Source organism: Pedobacter sp. 10L46_2, assembly GCF_056395165.1.
Window position 1 is genome coordinate 1 of record NZ_JBFTIZ010000463.1, and the last position, 2,120, is coordinate 2,120.

The following is a 2,120-nucleotide window of genomic DNA, read 5'->3' on the forward strand; positions in this document are numbered from 1 at the left end:
GCTGATCAGAGGCACCATATTCATTGTTATTTTACCCTGTCTGCTGCTTTTTGGGTTATCTACGGCCAATCCAAATGCTGCAGCTGGTTATTATGGTATTGAACCTGCTGATGTTCAATATTCAATGATCATATTCTATGCTGCAGTTGCCAGTTTCTTTGCCTTGGAAAGGCGTTTTTTTGTGTACCTGGCTACTAAGGAGTATTTCCTTGTAGGGATTATACTGCAAATTGTTACTTCATACATTTGCTATAACACGCATAATTTACATACGCTTTTTATATTCAGGTTTATACAGGGAATGGCCAATTGTGGTACAACAAGCATTTGCATTACATTAATATTTAGCAGAATTCAGAGCGAAAGGGCCAGAGAAATCGGCTATTCTATTTTCTACGGCATGCTGTTGTGTATAAGTCCGATATCTATGCTGCTTACCGCACCAATTGTAGATGCCTACGATTACAATTTCTTGTATAAAGCCATCATATTTTGCTATTTACCTGGTGCTATTTTGCTATTGTCTATCATGAATACGGTTCGTTTAAACCGTAAGATTCCACTTTATCAGGTAGATTGGGCCAGTTTTGTGATCTATGCACTAGTTTTATGCCTGATTGGTTATGTGCTGGCATATGGTCAACAATACTATTGGTTGCAGGATAAACGCATAGTTAGAAGTTGCGGTGCAATATTGGTACTATTGCTCCTCCATATTTTAAGACAGCTCAATTTAAAGAGACCTAGCCAGAACATGGAAGTGTTCAAATACAGAAACTATATTGTTGGTGTGTTTTTAATCTTTGTGCTTTATATTGTTCGCGGTGCACTAAACATTACAAATCTATACTTTGCTACTGTTTTGGGGATGGATCCAATTCATATCGCGTACATCATGGCTGCCAATATTGTGGGAATAGTGATCAGTATTTTAATTTCTTCAAGACTTTTAATCTTAAAAAGGCCAATGAGATTGATCTGGATCTATGGTTTCGGCTTGCTGTTGATATTTCACACCTGGATGATCTTCCTTTTTAATACTCAGGCAGATGCTTCAACTTTTATCATTCCATTAATTGTTCAGGGAATGGGAGCAGGTATGTTAATGACGCCTGTAATCGTTTTTGCTGTTTCTTCGGTTCCTGAACGTTTGGGTGGTACGGCTTCAGCCGTTGGTGTGTTCTTTCGCTTTTTAGGTTTCTGCAGCAGTATCGCTTTAATTAATTTTTATCAGCTTTATAATAGAACCAATCACATAAACCGTTTTCAGGAGCATATCACTTCTTTAAATCCGGTAGCGGTGGAAAAACTAGAGATGTATAAAAGAGGATTAGTTGGAAAGGGAGTTTCTACAGGTCAGGCTGCTAAAATTGCTCAGGGATTGCTCGGCAGATTCATAGAAACTCAAGCTCAATTGAGATCAGCAATAGATTACTATACGGTTATAAGTGGTTTATTGATTGTTGTAATCCTTATAATTGCATTGATTCCCTACATTAACAGGACTATTATTAATCTTAAATCAAAGCAACCTGCTCCAATATCTTACTAGTTGCTTATGCCTGGTCTTCACATAGTTCACATTACACACACATTCTTCACAAAAAGGTACCCTTTTGTGGGTTTGGTGTGAAGGATGTGTGTAGAATGAGTGAAGAAGTATCTAGAACTTGTAGGTAAAACCAGCTCCGAAAATCTGTTTAACCTGTAAAGCTTTTTTGAATTCACCTTCAATCCTGGCTCCATTAGCATCTAAGATTGGGATTTCAGTCTTGTCGTCATAAAGCAATTGTACACCAGCGTTTACGGTTACAAATTTGTTTACCTTCATGAAAAGGTTGGCTGTATAATCTGTATAAACGTTTTGTGGTTTATCGAGATAGTTAGAGTATAATTTCAGGATGTTCTCTAAACTAATATTTTCTACAAGATTTACTTTGTAATACACATCTAATGAAGCACCAAACTCATAACGAAGCCTTTTCATTGGGTCGTTCCCAAATGATTCAGCTAAATTTCTGTTCCTTACAAAAACAAAACGGGAAGCAAAGGGAGAAATGTTGACCCTGAAATTATCATCGCGTTTATAGGCAATACCAGGACCAAGAGTTAGGTAAGCT

At 37.3% G+C, this 2,120-nt stretch carries 1 protein-coding gene and 1 pseudogene; one reads left to right on the forward strand and one right to left on the reverse strand.

What is annotated here, in order from left to right; translation table 11 throughout:
* The coding region (locus AC1DDX_RS26770; RefSeq protein ID WP_477622967.1) for an MFS transporter at nucleotides 1-1,552 on the forward strand (1,552 nt) is incomplete at its 5' end.
* A gap of 111 nt (nucleotides 1,553-1,663) precedes the next feature.
* Here AC1DDX_RS26770 and AC1DDX_RS26775 read toward each other — a convergent pair.
* Nucleotides 1,664-2,120 (reverse strand): annotated as a pseudogene (locus tag AC1DDX_RS26775) (DUF3078 domain-containing protein); the annotation flags it as partial.